Raw genomic sequence first — 378 nt, 5'->3', positions numbered from 1 at the left:
GAAGGCCGGTGCGCTGGCGAAGCGCGCAGCCGGCGTGCTCGGCGGCGGCGGCGGCGGACGAGACGACGTCGCACAGGGCGGTGGAGCGGATGTCGCCGCACTCCCCGCGGCGCTCGACGCCATCTCCCAGGAGCTGCACAGCGCGTGAGCGGGTTCCGTCGCGGAGTGCGTCTCGGCATCGACGTGGGAAGAGCGAGGGTCGGTGTCGCGCGCTCCGATCCCGACGGGATGCTCGCGGTGCCGGTGGAGACCGTGCCGCGGGATGACGCCTCGATCGACCGCATCGTCCAGATCGCACAGGAGTACGACCTGTTGGAGTTCGTCGTCGGATTGCCAGTGAACATGCAGGGAACGGACACCCCCTCGACGACGGATGCC

At 70.6% G+C, this 378-nt stretch carries 2 protein-coding genes; both read left to right on the top strand.

What is annotated here, in order from left to right; all coding sequences use genetic code 11:
• Positions 1 to 13 precede the first annotated feature (13 nt).
• A complete protein-coding gene (locus tag DSP71_RS11560) occupies positions 14 to 148 on the top strand; it encodes a DHHA1 domain-containing protein (protein WP_258546392.1) in 135 nt (44 codons plus the stop codon).
• Positions 145 to 378 (top strand): Holliday junction resolvase RuvX (gene ruvX / locus DSP71_RS23655; RefSeq protein WP_258546391.1); only part of this gene is annotated, 234 nt, incomplete at its 3' end. The genes DSP71_RS11560 and ruvX, both read left to right, overlap by 4 nt.

Origin of the sequence: Microbacterium sp. H6 (assembly GCF_003314775.1) — a bacterium.
Lineage (GTDB): Bacteria > Actinomycetota > Actinomycetes > Actinomycetales > Microbacteriaceae > Microbacterium > Microbacterium oxydans.
This window is presented reverse-complemented; position numbering and strand designations above follow the sequence as displayed.